Genomic DNA, 16,739 nt, shown 5'->3' with positions numbered 1-16,739 from the left:
CGCCACTGGCGGTGTGTGTAAAGATCAGCCCTCGATCTCTCAAGGGATGGAGCCACCGCCATGTCGCTGAACACCACTGCCCGCCCCGCTCAGGCGCCTTGTTTCTGGCGCGACGAACGCTTGCCGTTTATCGAGGCGCGCACCATTGCCGACGGGCGCAAAGTCACCTATACCCGGCACGCCCATGAGCACTTTTCCATCGGCGCGATCACCGCCGGGCGCAGCTATTACCACTACGACACACAGACGTTCGAGATCAGCGCAGGCACCGTGGTGCTGATGAACCCCGGCGACGTGCACGCCTGTAACCCTATCCAGAATGAGCATTGGTCCTACCATATGCTCTACCTGGACACACCCTGGCTGACCGACCTGCAGCACCAGTTGGGTTTCAGCACCGACCAGGGTTACCGCCCGTTCAGCACCCCCTATACCCTAGACGTCTCGCTGTATAACGGCTTATTGGCGTTGTACCGACTGTTGGTGGATGAGCAGGCCGAACTGCTGCACAAACAGAGCGCGCTGGTGGGTTACTTCAGCGAAGTCCAGCAGCGTTTGAACCCCTCGCTTACGCCGATACGGGAGGTCAATCACAAGCTGGAGCGTGCAGCGGACTTCATCCGTGAACACTGCACCGAGGCGTTGAAGCTGGAGGACATTTGCCTGGCAGCCGAGCTATCGCCGTCGTACCTGATTCGCGCCTTCAAGCAGTATTACGGGCTGACACCCCATGCCTTCCTGGTCAATCGCCGTATCCAGTTCGCCCGCGCTCGATTGCGCGACGGCGAACTGATTGCCGATGTCGCCCTGGCCGCAGGCTTTGCCGACCAGGCGCACTTCCAGCGCACGTTCAAACAGCACTTTGCCGCCACGCCCGGGCAGTACCGCGAGAACCTCAAGCCATCAGCAAATAACCCACACTGGCCACCAGCAACGCGGCCATTGAGCGGTTGAACAGGCGCACGCCCTGCGGGTTGTTCAGGTAGCGACGCAAAAACGTCCCGGCATACGCCCAGCACGCTACCGACAGGTAGCAAATCACCAGGTAAAGCGCCGCAAACAGCCATACCTGCCCCGCATCGCCATCGGCCACGAACAGCCCCATCCCGGCCACGCAGGCCAGCCAGGCTTTGGGGTTGAGCCATTGCATGATCGCGCCGTACAGCATCGATGGCGCGGTAGCGGCGCCTTCAGCGTCAAGTCGACCGTCATCCATCGCCAGTTTCCAAGCCATATACAACAGGAAAGCCACCCCGCCCCACTGGATCACCTGAGTCAGTATCGGCCAGCGCACCAGCACTTCATGCAGCCCCAGGCCGATCAGCACCAGCAGTAAAGTGAAGCCGACTGCCGCGCCGAACACATGTTTCTGGCTGGCGGCAAAGCCAAAGCGTGCACCGCTGCTCAGGGCAACCACGTTGACCGGGCCAGGGGTAATGGAGGTGGCCAGGGCGAAAGCAGCCATGGAAATGATCAAGCTCATTGCAGTCCCTTCTTGTTAAGTCAAACACAGGTGACTTCACGGTAAAGGCTCAGACACTGCGGATATTGAACAAAATGCCCCTTGGTGAACATTTGTGGTGATTCTGTAAAGGCGTGATTCCAGGCCACCTATCTCGGTTAAGGTAGGCGCCCTTTGGCCTTGACTCACTCTTCATGTCAACACTCAAGCACCTGCTGGTACTGCTCCCGCTGATCATCCTGTCCCAGTCTGCCCACGCCCAGCCCGGCGCTGTGCGTTGGCAGCCGTGCACCGACAGCCCGTTCGACAATTGGTTTGACGCTGAGCCACCGGAGGATCTGCTGTGCGGCTATGTTGAGGCGCCTTTGGGATATTCGGGCCACGCCAAGGCGGACAAGGTACGACTCGCGCTGACCCGCTTGCCTGCCACCAGCGTCAAACAGGGCAGCGTAGTGGTGATCAGCGGGGGACCGGGGCTGCCCGGGATCAACCCCTTCCTGGCCGATGACGACACCGTGGCCAGGCTCACGCGGTCCTACGACATTATCGGCTACGACCCGCGAGGCGTGGGGCAGTCAACACCGAAGATTTCCTGTGCCTTGCCCGAGCGGGACGAAAAAACGGTCATCGACGAAAACGACGTTGGCGCCTTGGAAGCCCAGGTCCGCAAAACCCTGGCCGCCTGCATCGAACATACCGGCGCAAAGGTCTTGCAGCACATGGGCACCGACGACGCGGTCAATGACCTTGATGTGATCCGGGCTGCGTTGGGCGAACCCGGTTTAACCGCAGTGGCCTACTCCTACGGCACCCAGGTCGCGGCACTCTATGCCGAACGTTTTCCAGCGCAAACCCGTGCATTGGTGCTGGACGGCGTGGTGGACCTTTCAGAGGACGATTACACCCAACTACTGAATCAGGCTCGCGGCTACCAGCAGACCTTCAAGCGCTTTGCAGCGTACTGCGCAAAAAACCGTGACTGCCCTTTACCGCCCGATGAGGCGGGAGCGAACGAGGCGTTTCATCAACTATTACGCCAGGTATACGACACAGCCTTGATCACGCCCGACGGGGACGAAGTGACCGCCGACGACCTATTGACCACCACTCAAGCACTGCTGCTGTGGTCCGACCGCTGGCCCGAGCTGATGGCTTTGTTGCAAAAGGCCAACGACAGGATCGCCGATGAACAGGTAGCCGGGTTGATTGACGAAAACGTCGGGGAAGATGCCGATGATGCCCTGAGCGTAATCTCTTGTGCAGACGTCGCAATCCCGGGTCGCGATGTTCAGTTATTGCGCAAACAGAGACAGGCGATTCGAGAGGCCTCGCCCTTCACCAATTACCTGGCGGTGCAGCAGTCGGGCCTGGAACTGTGCGACCTGTGGCCATGGCGCGGCACACTTTCAGCCCACGTGCCGGTGGCCGCACCGAGCCTGCCACCGTTGCTGTTTGTCGGCCAGCGATTCGATCCGACTACGCCCTACATCAACGCACGGCAGATGGCGAAATGGTTTAAAAGCCCACTGGTCACCCGTGAGGGAGACGGGCACACCCTGGTGCTCAATGGCATCGACCGCTGCGTGGACGAGGCTGTCGTCGACTATCTGCTGGCGCCTCGTGAGACCAGAACGGACAAGACCTGCCGCTAGCCAAGTGCCGAGTGGTGGGGCAAGAGCGTCTGGCTATCCGGTCGTCCCCACCGCCGGATCAAACCACCGCCGCCCGCTCGCGCACAAAGCGCGGCAACTGGTCACCCGGCAATGCCTTGCTGAAATACCACCCCTGGATAAACAACTCAGGTCCCGTACTCAAGAACGCCAGTTGCTCGGCAGTCTCCACCCCCTCCACTACCACGCCCAGGTTCAACGCCTCACAAAACCGCAACATGCCGGTCAGCACTTGGGCGCCCTTGGGGTCGCGCTGGGCCACCACAAAACTGCGGTCGATCTTGATAAAGTCCACAGGGAACTGGTGCAGGTAACTCAACGCGGAAAACCCGGTGCCAAAATCATCGAGATACACTTTTGCTCCGGTGGCCTGCAGTTTATGGATGGTTTGGCGGGCGGCGGGAATATCGCTGACCAGCGCATCTTCGGTGATTTCCACCGACACCCGGCCATCGGCCTGGGCAAGAATTTCCACCAGGCGATCACCATAGGCAGCGTCCTTCAAGGTGGCACTGGAAATGTTTATGGTCATGGGCAGTTCAAAGCCGATCTTGCGCCACTTCTGATACTGGCGCACGGCCTGGGACGCCACCCACACGTCCACGTCCGGCATCAGCCTGGCTTGTGCCAGCCATTGCAGGAACTCCCAGGGTGAATGCACCGTGCCGTGGCTGTCCCGGGCGCGCATCAATGCCTCGCACCCGGTGCACAAGCCGGTACGGGTAGACACCTGGGGTTGGAATTCAAGGTAGAACTCGTAATCGCTGATCTGCTGGATCCGGCTCAATTCAACGGCCTGCCGCGCCAGGGTCCGGTGGGAGGCCATTACCGGATCGAACTCCAGCAGGCGGCCTTTTTCTTCGAGGCCGCGAAAGGTCATGTCAAGAGACTTGAGATAAACCGTGCCACCGTCGATGGACTGACGATGAATGGCCCGCACGTAGGGCGCATACACCAGCGTGCCCATGCCCAACAGCAACACTTGCAGGGCCACAGCCGCCACGTCGCCATGGGTGCTGAGGTAGGCATTGAGCAGCACCGGCGCGGTAAACGGCACGCTGGCCACCGCCGGCGAGACCCAGCCCAATTGCACCACCGTCAAAGCCACCATCGCGTTGAACGCCGGCACCAGTAGAAACGGTATGAACAAACGCGGGTTGAGGATGATCGGCAAGCCAAACAACAGCACCTCGCTGACGTTGAATAACGACAACGGCAAGCTGGCGATCGCCAGCAACCGCATGGAGTGGCTGCGGGAAAACACCAGGATCGCCAGCAGCAGGCACAAGGTCGCGCCCGATCCGCCGATAAACGCAAAACTGCCGAGCAGGCCGTTATTGAGCAGATATTGGACCGGCTGCCCCGCCGCCAGCGCCGCACCGTTGAGCACCACGGCCTGGTCCAGTACATCGAACAACGGCTGCATGGCATAGACGCCGTGAATGCCGAAGAACCACAGCAGCGAATTCATCAGCGTTACAAACAACCCAGTGCTGTAAGGCGATTGCAACGCATCGAGCACCTGAGGCCCCTGCAATTGCGCCACGTAGGGAATCAGCAACAGCAACGTCAGTATCATCACCAATGACAACGCCGTGATCGCGCCAGGGATCACCATGTTGATGGTGCCCTTGAGGTTATGCCCAACCAGGTCTTCGTTGACCAGGCGTGTCCAGCGAAAACGGTGCAGCCAGGCAATGACCGGCACATTGATCAAGGGCGAAGCGATGGCAATAAACAGCAGGAAGGTGGCCGACGCCCGGGGATACTCGCGCAATACAAACGTGGCAACCACCACGTGGGTCAGGCACAGGAAGGCGACCGGCAGCTGTGGCAGGCGATGCTGGATCGCCAACATGTAACCGATGGAGGCCGCAACCAGCAAGGGAATCACCGAGCTGATCTGGTTGTGCAACCCCGCCAGGAAACTCACTACCTGGGGGGCGAACCCCAACGCCTGGGCGCACTCGGACAGGATCAGGAATCCGGCGGATACCAACAAACACGGCAGTATCCACAACAACCCCTCGCGAATCGCACGCAACGACTCGGTGCTGGCCAAGACCGCCAGGCGCTGGGTAAGGAAAAGTTTGAACAGCGTTTGCGCCATGAGCCGTCCTCTGCCCGTCACCTATTGCCGCTGGAAGCCAGGGCCGGAAACACACGCTAACGCTACACGCCCTGAGAGCAGGAGCGAAAGACTTTTGCCAACCCGTACCGCGCTTCTTGGGATAAAACGCACGATAGCCGCACCTATTTCCCACCGAATTATCGAACTTTCTGACTTGAAGCAACCCCTAAGGCTATCTGAGTCGGTATCATCCGCGTCTGTCTGCGTGTTAAAGGATGTTACAACTTGCAAACCAGCAGGTACGCAGTCAGGGAATCAGGCCTGGAACGACAACAGGCACAAAGGAGAGAGCTTCACTATGCAAGACAAGCGGTCAAGCAACATGCGTCCCCTATTTGTCACCATTTTGCTGTGGTTGTGCAGTGTGGTGCTGCTGTTTGTAATCAAGAATGTCATTGAGCTGTTCACCGGGCCTGTCGCTGAAACCTGGGTTGACCTGGCATTGGTGCTAGTCGCTTACCTGATGTTCTTCTTGCTGGCGCCGTTGCAGAACTGGATGCGACGCAGAGCCCGCAAACGTGCGCGCCTTCACCCCAGCGCGCACTCAGGCGATTCCAAGTCCCGTCCTTCGCACTAAGGGCACATCCTTGTCAGCACCCAGCGATACTTACCAGCTCGCCTTGGACAGGTTTTTGCGCGATCAGCCACACATCGCCGCTGAGCTGGACAACCTCAACCCGTTGGCCGCCCAGGCCAGGGGGGAAACCCTGGCGCAGTATCGCGCCGAGCGCTTGCACGAAGCGTTCGAAGCCCACGCGGAGCAGCAACACCTGTTCGCCTGGGAACTGACCCTTAAACTGACGGCCGACTCCACCGAAACCTTCGAGGCCCAGCGCCGCGAAGTGCATAAAGAAGTCGCACAGATGGCCGGTATGGACTGGGTGGAGTATTGCCAGCTGCATGGCCTGGCGGTCTGACCTTTACCCTACAAGTACCAGCGTGGCCGGCTACAGGCCATCACTTGGCGCAATTCGGCGACTGTTACGGTTCGACGCTGCGGATCTATCGCCAACGCCGAATGTAATGCCGGCCAGCAGTGCCTGGGTAATTGCGCGGGCCGGGCCAGCCGGTCAGTGAAAGAGCGTGCGCCGATGCGCTGGCCACTAGCCAGCTCATACACAATGCAAGCCATGCCGTATACGTCCGCAGCGCCGCTCAGCGCACCGCCGTCCAGTAACTCCGGGGCCGCGTAGGCGGGTGTCCAGGCATTGAAACGAGTACGGCTGACACTTGGCAAACCCATCGCCTCCTGCGTCTGAGCATGCCCCAGGCCAAAATCGAACAAACATACGCCCTCCTCTCCCACCATGACGTTGGCGGGTTTCACATCGCCATGCAGGACGTTCTTCTGGTGGATGTAGGCCAAAGCATCCAGCAACTGCAGCGCGATGGGTTGCAGTTCCTGCCAGGGCAAACCATAGGGGCACTCCAGCAGCAGCCGGTCGAGGGTCACCCCTTGCAGCAGCTCCATGGTGAAAAACGCAATTTTGCTGTGGGTGTCGACCTCAAAGGAAAACACCCGTACCACACGGTCATGTCGCAGGCTGCGAGCCAACGCAAACTCGCCGTACAACAGCACATGCGCGTCGGGGCACTGGGAAATGGACTCGCCCAGCAGCTTAAGTGCCACCCTGGAGCAAGGCTGGCCCAATTGCTCATGCAACAGATCGCGCGCGCGGTACACCACACCCATGCCGCCGCTGCCCAGGACGTGCTCAAGGTGATAACGCCCTGCCAGCAGACGGGATGGTGCGACCGCCAGGTTCAAGGTTGCACCACAACTGCGGTCAGGTCATCTCGCACCGGCCTGCGCAACGCCCCGGCGAATAATTGTTCCACCGCCTGCCGGGGCGTTCTCCTGCTCAACGCCCGTCCCACCTCGACATGGCTGAGGGTCTGATACAGGCCATCGCTGCACAGCAGGAATACATCCCCAGGGCGAGTACTGAGCTCCAATACCTCAAGGTCCAAACGCGAGCGCGCACCAACGGCGCGGGTCAAGGCCCTGGCATCGGGGTGCGCCTGGGCTTGCGCCACGCTGATATGACGCTCGTCCATGAGGCGCCGCAGCAGCGAGTGATCCTTGGACAACTGGTACAAGTTCTGGCCCCGCCATAGATAGCAGCGACTGTCTCCAGCCCAGACACAGGCCGCCCGCCCGTTCTCCAACAGCAAGGCAACCACGGTACTGCCCATCGTCGCGCCATCATTTGTGTCGGGCTCTGTCCACGCGCGCCGCAATCGCTGGTTAACGCCTTGCAAACTTTCCCGAACGGCATTGATCCGTTGATGGAGGTTGCCATGAGCCGGCACTGAAGCCAGGTGGCTGACCACCCAACGACTGGCGACATCACCGTGCCGATAGCCGCCCATTCCGTCCGCCACAGCCCAGCAACCGCCATGCGGGTTGTCCAGAAACACATCTTCATTACGCAGTCGCGCCTGCCCTCGCTGGGTGCGCCCGGCACTGCGCCAATGGGCGCCGGCCTGGCTCACAGTTGCTCCGGCAATCGAAAGGTGCGCCATGTGTCCATATCAAACGGCCCTGGCGTGCGCTGGCTGGTCAGCAGGTAATTGGCGCGCAGACCGGCGAGGTCTGCCTTGAAAATCTGCATATTTGCACCACTTGCGGGTTCTTTCTGCAGCAGATCGAAAAACCGGAACAGCGACCAGGCCCCTGCGTTTTTCTCGATCCCCAACGGGCGCTGCTCCGTACCTCTGTCCAGCACAAGGCTGCTGCGCCCATTCTCTGCCTCGGTGGGCCAATGAAACGGCATGGGCGTGATCGGGCCGTGCCGATATTCCAACTGCTGGTCGCCAAACCGCAGTACGGCTCGGCTGACCGATTGGTCCAGGCTGTAGGGCGCCAAGGTAAATCGCACAGATAACTCCCCCGAGTCCTCGCTGAAAAAGCCGCGGCGGATTACCTGGGTTTTCGTCAGTTGGTCCAGCAGCGAGCGCGAAACCGGCAAACTCTGGCCATCCAACCCACGCAACCTGTAGCGGCTGCCATCGGCGCTGATGAAAGGCCGAAGATATCCCTCATAAAAACGTGCCATTACCCCCTGCGGCTTGAAGAACTCCTGAAAATCATGCAGCGCAACATCACTGCTTGCATGGGCATTGAATGGATAACGTCGGCGAAGGGCCTTGGCATAAAGGCTATGTACGTCGCTTTGATACCGTTGATTGACATGCACATACGCCTGCTCCAGCAAATGCCGCCAACTGTCGTCGGCCACGCCCTCGAACCAACCGGCAAGCGGCAGCGGCAGACGCGCAGCAGCATCACGCAAATTGCCCAGTACATCCTGCTGCCCCTCCATACGCTGTCGAGCCCGCAGGAAGGCCGCCTGTTCTGGCGCACTGTCACGGTTCAATGCCGTGAGTTGCAGGTGCAGCTCACCGAGCAAACGCAACGCCTGGGCCAGCTCTGCGCCGGGGTTGTGCTGCTCATCGAGCAACTGATGCAAGGGTTCAAACCGCTGCTGCAATGCCCGCCGTGGCGCATCGTCAAAAACCGACTGCCCATCCGTCAACGTCGCCTTGGCCAGCCCTGCCAGCTCTCCCGAATGCTGGGACACCTTATCCAGCAGCACATGGCCTGGCAGCAAACGAGTGTTTTCCCGCAACTGCTGCAATAGCCGAATCAACGGGGACTGTGCCGAGGTCAGGCTCATGAGCTGGTCGGCATCCTGGCGCAGGCTGTCGGTCTGTTGCAGCCTGACTCGTCCGAGTACGTCGCTCCAGGCATCGGCATACTCACTGAAGTAGCGTTGCTGCAGTTCTGCCATCAACCGCCGCAGATCCTGTGGCCCCAGGTCGGTGCCCTGCCCCAGCACCCAATTATCCTGAGCGATGGCATTGACCAGCCTCGGGCCCTGCGCCTCAAAGTACTGCACATATCTTTTTGTATAGAAACCGGGAACAGGCGGGTCGATCGTGGCAAATACCTTACCCTCGGCCAGGCGCAACGGTTCCAGGTTGCGCGCTTGTTCGCGCAATACTCGATACACGCCATCGGCCAAAGATTCCCCTCTCAGCACTTCGCGGGCCTGGGCCACTCGTTCATCGTTGAGCGGTGTGACAAACGGCCGTTCAAGCAGCCGTGCCAAGTGCTCTCCCAGACGCTTCTGCGTGGGCATATCCCCGGCAAAACGCACCGACCAAAGGCCTGTCACATGCTGTGCCAGCCAGGTGGCGTCACGGCGCTCGCGCAGATTGAGCATCAAATACGCACGCAGGTTATCCAATAACCGTTCGCGGTCCCCCAGGCTTGCGTCTATCTGTTCTTCAAGCTGCGCGGTTATCCAGACCAGCAGTTGCTGTTGCAGCGCCTGCTCATAAGCCTGGTCTACCCAGGCACGACTCACCTCGCCCTGATACAGGCCGAGGCGCTCGACCAAGCGCACATCCTGCGCCGCCGGAAACACCCGGGTCGCCGCCAACCGCGCATCCAACAGCCCCAACAACGCCGGGCTTTCATCGTTTTGAGCCCCTGTGGCCGGCATCGTCTGGGCGACCAATGCCGCCAGTTGGACCAGGCGTAGCTGGTTGACGCTGTAGCTGTACATCCACAGGCCACCGACACCGCCAAGAATCAGCGCGACTGTCATCGCTTGCAGGCCCTGGCGCTGACGGATGCGCTGCTGCTCCTGGGCTTGCAGGCTGGCAAGACCGGCTTCGGCAAAGATCACCTGGCTGAACAGCCCCCTCACAAAACGTGCATGCCTGTCATCGGCACAGGTCAGGAAGAACCCTCGCAAACCATTGATGGGTTGGTAGCGATGAGCAGAAAAGGCCATTTCAGCGAACAGGCTTACACGCTCACCGACGCGTGCCGCCTGTTGGGGAAACTCCAGGATCTGACCACGACGTTCAACGTTGCCCTCCTGGTGCAGTCGCGCAATCAGCTCACCGTTCAAACGCTGCAACAATCCCTCGACGGCCTCGTGCACCTGAGTAATTTCAGGCATGCCGCTGCCGACGTCCAGTGGCTGCCCCAGCAGACTGTCGGCACTTTCCCCATGGGGTGAATCAAAGAACTCAGCGAATCCCGGCAATCGATCGGCCTGGGTCAACACCAGATAGATCGGCACATCCACATGTAGCGTTTGCCGGATCTCCTGCAAGCGCGCGTGCACACGACGGGCATGGTGATCCAGGTCGTACTCGCTGGTGTTGAGCAACGTGTCTACCGACAGCGCCACCACCACGCCGTTGAGCGGGCGCACCCGGCGGCGCCACCTGAGGAGATTCAGCAGGGTGGCCCAGCCTGCGGCATCCACTGCACTGTCAGGTTGGGTCAGATAGCGCCCCGGGGTGTCGACGAGTACGCCTTCGTCGGCGAAATACCACTCGCAATGAGCACTGCTGCTCGTCGGTCGCCTGTCAGCGTGTTCAGGCGATAACTGCAAGCCGGCTGCCGCCAGCAGCTGCGTCTTGCCACTGCCCGGCTCACCAATCAACAGGTACCAGGGCAACTCATGGCGCCAACGCGCGCTGCGCTCTCCATAACGGCTGGAGGTTTTCAGCAGGTGAACCGCATCCTTGAACCGAGTGCGTACGCAGCGGTATTCGTTCTCCACACGTGTCGACGGCTGCTGGCGGGGCTGGCGCTCAGACCGTGGACGCCGGGCGGCACGACCACCGCCGGCAAGGACCATCACCAACCCCCAAAGCAGAAACACGACACTGATGGTGACCAGGCGAGCCGTCGCGCCCTGCCAAACAGGCTGATCATTCACCGCCAGCAGCGGCCCCCAAAACCACACCACTGCCGCACACGAAAGCGCCAGCAACAGGCTCCAAACCCAAATCCGGCCCAGCACGGCGCCCACACCCTTGAAGAATGCGCTCATTCTTTGCTCCCTGCGTTTACAAGGACGTGCGGATCAAATCCGACGCCGAAAATTGAAGCGGTTGCAGCGCGTTCGCGCGCTCCTTGCTCAGCACCCAGGCAAATCCTGTGTACATTGCCAGCAAGCAAACCAGGGTGAAGATGACCAACCAGGTAACGGGAACAACGCACAACCCCGTACGCCGGCTCGCCCCGTGCATCGCGGGCACGGTTGGCGCCGGCGACGGCTCCCCGCGTACGTGCCGGATCTGGCGATACAAGGCATCGCGAACACCCTCCAGTTGCGACATGCCGCGCTCCATCACTCGGTATTTGCCCTCGAACCCCAGGGATAGGCACAGGTAAAGCAGCTCCAGCATCGGCAGGTTCTTCACCGGGTCGCGTGATAGACGCTCCAGCAGTTGGAAAACTTTTTCGCCCCCGAAGGTTTCGTTATGAAAGCGGCTCAACAGGCTAACCTTCGACCATTCACTCTGTGCCCCCCACGCCGTAGTAACAACCGCCTCATCGATCACACTGCACAACACATAACGCGCAGACATGACTTGGCTGCTTTCAACACCACCCTGCAAGGCGCGGGTTTCGAATTGAGTCACCGTCAATGACAATCGGTCGTTGAGCGTGCCCAGGTCTTCGCGACCAGAGCAGACCCTGAGCGCCACGATCTCGGACAACACCACCCAAGCCGCAGCCACCAGCGGGTTGGGCCCAGCCTTGAAGCTCGACGCATCGAGCATACGGCCGGCATAGATCATGCGATCTTCCAGCTGCTCATAGCGTGGCGGCGATGGGAAGTCCGTCAATGCCCCCTGTGCAGGCCAATGACCCTCGCGGTCGAGCAGGACGGTTCTTTCATCCTGTGTGTACTCACTGTCCATGGCATTCAATTCCTGATGGCCCAAAAGTTGAGTTCAAGCCCGGCGAAGTCACCGCCTACGTGGAACGCGAAACCGCCCGACTGCTGCAATTGCGCGATCTCGGGGGCACTCATATCGAGGATGAAGTAGGTCTTGCCGGCATGAAACGGAATCTGCCGCGGCGCCACTGGCAGCGGCTTGACCTTGATACCGGCCAGGTGCAGGTTGACCAACTCACGTATGCGCTCTACCGGCCCGACTTTCAGGTGTGCCGGCAGGCGCTGGCGCAGTTCCTCTGCCTCACACTGCGCGGTGGCTGCCAGGATGAACGTGGCCGTACCGAGCAATTTCAACTCGTTGACCGGGCAGACCAGAACGCCGTACTGGCGTGGTTGCAATGTCAATTCGATCGCATGTTGCTCAAGCACCACCGACAGGACGGCGCGTAGGCGCTCCATCAACCCACGAAAACTGGCGCCCTGGTCGCTGTGTCGATAATGCACGTCCAGCTGCGCGCGTTTACTGTCACAGGCGAACGTTGATAGCTCGCCGAGCATCGACACCAACAGGCGGAACAGCGCTTCGGGTCGAACCTGGGCCTGGCTCAGGCAGTGCCGCAGCGCAAGTTCGGTACGATTGATCACCTGCAGCATCAGGAAATCACCGAGTTGTGTGCTTGCAGCCGTGCTCTCGCCACGAATGCGCGCCGCGATGGCATCGCCGCGGCTGGCAAGCAGACCGACGACTTCGTTAAGGCACGACGCCAAGTAGCCATGCTCCTGCACGAAAATGAAGGTCGGGATGAACGCGGTATCCAGGCTCACGCCCCCTTCACCGCTGACGTCCAGTACCTGGGCAACCTTGAGTTTGACGAAGCTCTGATCACCCGCCTGCTCGCCCAATACAAGGCGTAAGTCGGGCCGTGCGCAGCTGATTCGGCAACGCGCATCTACACCCATGTTGGAGTCTCCCACTTCCACTTCGCATCGCAGGTAACGCGCCAGAACATCGCTCTGTTCAGGCTGACGGACCTCAAGGTGATTGCCGCTGGCCAGGGGCAGTGCCAGGTAAATGCCCTGCCTGCCCGCATCAGTTGGCACCTGCAACACCAGCGGTTCCATAGCGGCACTCAAATCAAACAAGCTACCGTCCGGCAAGACGCCACTCGCCTGGTTGACCACCAGCTTGCCCAGCTTTAGGTATTGCTCATTCAATTCCAGCGTAAGGAAGCCCCAGGCATCACTGCCCAACAGGCGCGTCTGGTTGAGTTGCTGCTGGTAATAGCGGTCGTTGTGCTGCAAGTGCTGTGGCCGCAGCAACATGCCTTCTTGCCAGATCACTTTATGAACAGGCATCTCAGCGCACCTCCATCCCGGCGAGCGAGTCGACGACGCGTATACCGTCCTGGTCCAGCACCAGATCGGCACGGTTGCGCTGGTGCATAGTCACGGGGATCAACTGCCGCCATTGAACGTGCGGCAAGTCTCGGTAAGCCGCCAACACCCCTACAAAACGACTGTCGGGACCGATACGGAGTTTGAGCGCCAGGTGGTCACCTGGACGCAGCTCGACTTCTTCACTGCTTACCCAGTCCTTTGCCAGCAATTGCTGCGCCTTGTCATACAGGCTGAAGAAGTCGGCATGTTCGAAGGCTACGCCATGGCGCAGTTCGATCAACTGCACCACCACGGGAGAGGGGCGACCGTGCAGGTCAGGGTTGACGTGCTCGTTGGCGGTCAACACAACGTCCAGCTTGGTCAGCGTGGAAAAAGGCGATACGGCGCTGCAACCCGCCAAGAAACCAAACAAAAGCAACACCAAAGCACGGGTAGCTCGATACATGAATATCATCCTGAAAAATCAATGTGCAGGGAGGAGATCAGGCGCACCTGTTCTTCATAGGCCGTGGCGAAATCGCCGTTCAACGGGCGATCGTTCAACGGCCCTTGCGCCACCAAACGCTGGTAGTGACGCTGGTAAGCACGCCAACGCGCGCCATCGGTGAAAAATCGTGGCGGCTTGCCCTGAGATTCAAAGCACCAGGCCAAATGGTTCGGCTCGAAGGCCGTGTACACCTTGTTCACGGTGCTGCGACAGGCAGCCTGCAGCGCGACCTGATGTACCTGCAGCTCCCGATGAGCCAGACCAATGGCCCGCGAGGCGGGCATTTGGCCCAAAGCCCCTGTATCCAGCAGTGCGGATAACGCCGCGTTGGTGTCGCTGAACATTTTCAAAGGGTTCCGGGCTGCGCCCTGACTGTCGAACGACGACCTCCCCCATTCGTGATGCAACTCTTCACGCGTGCGCAGGGCTTGTTGCAGCCCCTGGATCGTCAAGCGAAACAAGCCCGCGACCTTGATCGCCAGCACCTCCCTGGCCGCTGGGTCGAGTGCGTCGAGCCCCACGCCCAAGGCCGCCGCGAACTGTGACCAGAACACTTCATCAGTCGAGGGTGCCATTGCACTAACGTGCACCGCAGCAACCTCTACCCCGGGTTCTGCCCGGCGCGGGAATGTCACATGCTCCCTATCGGTCCCGTGGCGTTCGGCCCACACCCCTTGCTCATCAACAGCCTCGCTCAATGCTGCCAGGTCATCCGAGATGGCCTGCTGCTGGTGCTCCAGGTCCAGCGCGTGCAGAGGGTCCAGGGACAGGAAGGCATCATCGGGAATCGGTACTGCCGCACTGGCACGCAGCTCGCCGCAAGGTCGTGCGGGTTGCAACAAACGCGCACGTAGCGCCAACGCCCCAAGTTCGAATACATCCCCATCATTGATCAATCGCGCCTGCCCCTTGCGCAGGCGTTCAGCACTGCCTGCCACGCCAATACCGTTGCGGCTGATATCAGTCAGGAAATAGCGGCCCTCACGGTAACCGACTAATCCATGGTGACTGGAGAGCACGCGGCTGGGGTCGGGTATCACCCAGTCACATCCGGGGCCGCGGCCAATCACGCCGCCCACTGCGTCAAATACCTTATGGGCCGAGGGTTCGGCGCTGGCGCTGTCGACCTTACAGACCTCAAACACAAGCTGCATCGTCATGATCCCTCTATTCATCGGCCACGAGTAATTGCCTGTGGGTCACCCAGAGGACGGTACTCGGCATCATCGAACACGTAGTTGGCGTTACAGCCACCCAGCAAACACAACACAAGCAACACGGCGTGCCATGGACGGTCAGGCATCAGGTTTCTCCCACAGTAAAAATCAAGTGCGCCATTCAACATTTCTCCCTGGCATCGCCGACGGGGATATTCAAGCGTGCAAGGCGGTAAAGCAGCGTGCGTCGGGCAACCCCTAGCTCCCGCGCGGTACGGGTGCGATTGCCATGGTTCTTGTGCAAGCAATCGAGCAGGAACACTCGCTCTACTCGTTCCATGCGCTGGCGCAGCGTCACATCGTCGCTCGCGGCCGGCGTCGCAGTCGGTGGCAGCGCCAGGTGCTCCGGCAAGATCACGCCGGCGTCACACAACAACACGGCACGCTCAACCATGCATTTAAGCTCGCGTACGTTGCCGGGAAAGGCGTGGCCGGACAGTTGATCAAGGGCCAGGGTGGACCAACCCACGGGTGACCTCTCCAGCGCCGCGCACGCCTCGTCAGTGAAATAGCGCGCCAGTTGCAGCAGGTCGCCGTCTCGCTCGCGCAGGGCCGGTAACGTGATCGGAAACTGCACGAGCCGGTAATAGAGGTCTTCGCGAAAGCGCCCCTCGGCGACCATCGCAGCGAGGTCGCGATGAGTGGCCGCAATGATCCGCACGTCGACCTTATGTGCCGCGCTGGCACCCAGCGGCCGGACCTCGCCCTCCTGCAAGGCCCGCAGCAATTTGGCTTGCAGTGCCAGCGGCATGTCGCCGATTTCATCCAGCAGCAATGTACCGCCGTGCGCGGCATCAAACAGACCCGCATGATTGCGCTCGGCCCCCGTGAACGCACCTTTGCGATAACCGAAGAGCTCGCTCTCAAGCAGCCCTTCAGGGAACGCTGCGCAGTTCTGCACGACGAAGGCTTTCTCCCGGCGCGGGCCGGCCGCATGAATGGCCCGAGCTACCACTTCCTTGCCGGTACCGGTCTCGCCGCACAGCAGTACGGTATACGGGGTATGCAGGACTTTACTGATCAAATGGCACGTCTGTTTCATCGCCGCACTGGAGCCAATCAATCCGTACTCCCTGGCCAATGGCTTGTTGCACCTGAGCCTTGAATCAACGTTGGGCTGCATACTGCGCAGTACCAGCAGCTGGTTCACGGCGAAGCTGCCCAACTGCGCCAGGGAGGTGGCGTAGCCTTGCAACTGGCCCGGCTGTTGCCGAGCGCACAGCAGCACACCGGCGACCCGCTCACCACGATTGAGCAACGGCACGCTCAACAGCGCCCGCCAGGGCTTCACCGGTACGGGCAGGAAATTAACGTCATGGCAACTGCTCTGCACATCTTCCAGGCTCAGGACAGCACCTTGGCTCAAGGTATGGTTCAACAGGGGTGGATGGTGCAGATCAGAATCTGCGACCGCGACGACCATCGATGCCGCCTCGGACAAATGTTGGGCAATCAGTTCAAGGCGACCGGTCACTTCATTGAGCAGGTAAAACTGGCTGAGTTCGCACTGGCTCAGTTGTGCCACACCGGCGACGAGCGCGTCAGGCAGCGCCTGTTCATCACGGTACAACGCCAGGCGTGTAAAGCAGGCGGCCAGCGCATTGGCGTATACCAGTGGGTCGGACAATTCGCCTGGCAGGTCCACATTCATCATGATC

The 16,739-nt window shown here is 60.4% G+C and carries 15 protein-coding genes; 4 read left to right on the top strand and 11 right to left on the bottom strand.

The window, feature by feature from the left end:
• Nucleotides 1–60 precede the first annotated feature (60 nt).
• Entirely contained in the window at nucleotides 61–954 is an 894-nt protein-coding gene (locus J1G33_RS19890) for an AraC family transcriptional regulator (protein WP_223018585.1), read from the top strand.
• On the opposite strand, the gene J1G33_RS19885 is transcribed toward J1G33_RS19890, so the two are convergent.
• Nucleotides 896–1,483 carry a LysE family translocator gene (locus J1G33_RS19885; protein ID WP_032803577.1) on the bottom strand — a complete coding sequence of 196 codons (588 nt, stop codon included), beginning with the start codon at nucleotides 1,481–1,483 and terminating at the stop codon, nucleotides 896–898. The genes J1G33_RS19890 and J1G33_RS19885 overlap by 59 nt on opposite strands.
• Before the next feature lie 173 nt (nucleotides 1,484–1,656).
• Between J1G33_RS19885 and J1G33_RS19880 the strand changes: the two genes are divergently transcribed.
• Nucleotides 1,657–3,114 (top strand): alpha/beta hydrolase, encoded by a 1,458-nt coding sequence (locus tag J1G33_RS19880; RefSeq protein ID WP_032876003.1) that lies wholly within the window; start codon nucleotides 1,657–1,659, stop codon nucleotides 3,112–3,114.
• A gap of 58 nt (nucleotides 3,115–3,172) precedes the next feature.
• Here J1G33_RS19880 and J1G33_RS19875 read toward each other — a convergent pair whose 3' ends face one another.
• Nucleotides 3,173–5,242: an EAL domain-containing protein gene (locus J1G33_RS19875; RefSeq protein ID WP_032876006.1), complete on the bottom strand. Its 2,070-nt coding sequence runs from the start codon at nucleotides 5,240–5,242 to the stop codon at nucleotides 3,173–3,175.
• 343 nt (nucleotides 5,243–5,585) lie between these two features.
• Here J1G33_RS19875 and J1G33_RS19870 point away from each other — a divergent pair, with 343 nt between their 5' ends.
• Together J1G33_RS19870 and J1G33_RS19865 are read left to right on the top strand one after the other, a co-directional pair.
• The gene (locus tag J1G33_RS19870; RefSeq protein ID WP_228309798.1) at nucleotides 5,586–5,840 is read left to right on the top strand and encodes a hypothetical protein; all 255 of its coding nucleotides are present in this window, start codon (nucleotides 5,586–5,588) and stop codon (nucleotides 5,838–5,840) included.
• A gap of 10 nt (nucleotides 5,841–5,850) precedes the next feature.
• Nucleotides 5,851–6,180 (top strand): DUF6388 family protein, encoded by a 330-nt coding sequence (locus J1G33_RS19865; protein ID WP_032876009.1) that lies wholly within the window; start codon nucleotides 5,851–5,853, stop codon nucleotides 6,178–6,180.
• 8 nt (nucleotides 6,181–6,188) lie between these two features.
• Here the strand turns inward: J1G33_RS19865 and J1G33_RS19860 are convergent, their stop codons facing one another.
• The 9 genes from J1G33_RS19860 to J1G33_RS19820 are packed head-to-tail and all read right to left on the bottom strand — an operon-like array spanning nucleotide 6,189 to nucleotide 16,732.
• Nucleotides 6,189–7,031 (bottom strand): serine/threonine-protein kinase, encoded by an 843-nt coding sequence (locus tag J1G33_RS19860; RefSeq protein WP_032876012.1) that lies wholly within the window; start codon nucleotides 7,029–7,031, stop codon nucleotides 6,189–6,191.
• Nucleotides 7,028–7,789: a PP2C family serine/threonine-protein phosphatase gene (locus J1G33_RS19855; RefSeq protein WP_223018584.1), complete on the bottom strand. Its 762-nt coding sequence runs from the start codon at nucleotides 7,787–7,789 to the stop codon at nucleotides 7,028–7,030. The genes J1G33_RS19860 and J1G33_RS19855 overlap by 4 nt, the downstream gene beginning before the upstream one ends.
• Entirely contained in the window at nucleotides 7,756–11,124 is a 3,369-nt protein-coding gene (gene tssM / locus J1G33_RS19850; RefSeq protein WP_223018583.1) for a type VI secretion system membrane subunit TssM, read from the bottom strand. The genes J1G33_RS19855 and tssM overlap by 34 nt, the downstream gene beginning before the upstream one ends.
• 16 nt (nucleotides 11,125–11,140) lie before the next feature.
• Nucleotides 11,141–12,001: a type IVB secretion system protein IcmH/DotU gene (gene icmH / locus J1G33_RS19845; protein WP_223018582.1), complete on the bottom strand. Its 861-nt coding sequence runs from the start codon at nucleotides 11,999–12,001 to the stop codon at nucleotides 11,141–11,143.
• 5 nt (nucleotides 12,002–12,006) lie between these two features.
• Nucleotides 12,007–13,335 carry a type VI secretion system baseplate subunit TssK gene (gene tssK, locus J1G33_RS19840; protein ID WP_223018581.1) on the bottom strand — a complete coding sequence of 443 codons (1,329 nt, stop codon included), beginning with the start codon at nucleotides 13,333–13,335 and terminating at the stop codon, nucleotides 12,007–12,009.
• A 1-nt stretch (nucleotide 13,336) separates the two neighbouring features.
• Nucleotides 13,337–13,822 carry a type VI secretion system lipoprotein TssJ gene (gene tssJ / locus J1G33_RS19835; RefSeq protein ID WP_032876027.1) on the bottom strand — a complete coding sequence of 162 codons (486 nt, stop codon included), beginning with the start codon at nucleotides 13,820–13,822 and terminating at the stop codon, nucleotides 13,337–13,339.
• A 5-nt stretch (nucleotides 13,823–13,827) separates the two neighbouring features.
• Nucleotides 13,828–15,024 carry a type VI secretion system-associated FHA domain protein TagH gene (gene tagH / locus J1G33_RS19830; protein ID WP_223018580.1) on the bottom strand — a complete coding sequence of 399 codons (1,197 nt, stop codon included), beginning with the start codon at nucleotides 15,022–15,024 and terminating at the stop codon, nucleotides 13,828–13,830.
• Nucleotides 15,025–15,035: 11 nt separating this feature from the next.
• Nucleotides 15,036–15,167, bottom strand: coding sequence for a type VI secretion protein (locus tag J1G33_RS19825; protein ID WP_223018579.1), 132 nt, complete (start codon nucleotides 15,165–15,167; stop codon nucleotides 15,036–15,038).
• A 35-nt stretch (nucleotides 15,168–15,202) separates the two neighbouring features.
• A complete protein-coding gene (locus tag J1G33_RS19820) occupies nucleotides 15,203–16,732 on the bottom strand; it encodes a sigma 54-interacting transcriptional regulator (protein WP_223018642.1) in 1,530 nt (509 codons plus the stop codon).
• Between the last annotated feature and the right edge of the window lie 7 nt (nucleotides 16,733–16,739).

Source organism: Pseudomonas sp. P867 (assembly GCF_019891455.1).
Classification (GTDB): Bacteria; Pseudomonadota; Gammaproteobacteria; order Pseudomonadales; family Pseudomonadaceae; genus Aquipseudomonas; species Aquipseudomonas synxantha_A.
This window is presented reverse-complemented; position numbering and strand designations above follow the sequence as displayed.